The sequence below is a fragment of the Hydrogenophaga intermedia genome (assembly GCF_023715105.1).
Lineage (GTDB): Bacteria > Pseudomonadota > Gammaproteobacteria > Burkholderiales > Burkholderiaceae_C > Hydrogenophaga > Hydrogenophaga intermedia_A.
On the sequence record NZ_JAMBNO010000095.1, the window covers coordinates 1 to 473 of the forward strand.

At 74.0% G+C, this 473-nt stretch carries 1 protein-coding gene; it reads left to right on the forward strand.

The features are described 5' to 3' along the window. On the forward strand, positions 1 to 473 hold a 473-nt coding region (locus M3149_RS22725; protein WP_251711619.1), incomplete at both ends, for a hypothetical protein.

Sequence of the window (473 nt, forward strand, 5' to 3'; positions counted from 1 at the left end):
CCTGGCAGCCGGTCACCGGCGCCCGGGGCTACCGGGTCACGACGTCGACCAGCCGCGCCTTCACGAACCCGGTCCGCGTGCGGACCACCCGGCTGCGCGCGAGCATCAGCGGCCTGACGAGCGGCACCGCGCACTTCTTCCAGGTGGTGGCGGTCCGGGCCAGCGGCAGGAACCTCACCCGGCCCAGCAGGACGGTCCGCGCCTTCACGGCAGCGACCCCGGTCGCCGCGCCGCTTCCGGCCCCCGTCGTCAACGGCCCCTCGGACGTGCGAGCCGGCAGCTACAACGTGGTCAGCGTCAGCCTGGACGGGACCGACCCCGCCATGGCCCCGTGGCGAGAGCGCCGCTCCGCCGTGCTGGCCAACATCCTCGGCGGGAACCTCGACGTGGTCGGCCTGCAGGAGGCCAACCACGGCACCTCCTTCCAGAGCCGGCTCGTCACCGGCACCACCCAGTTCGACGACATCCTGCGG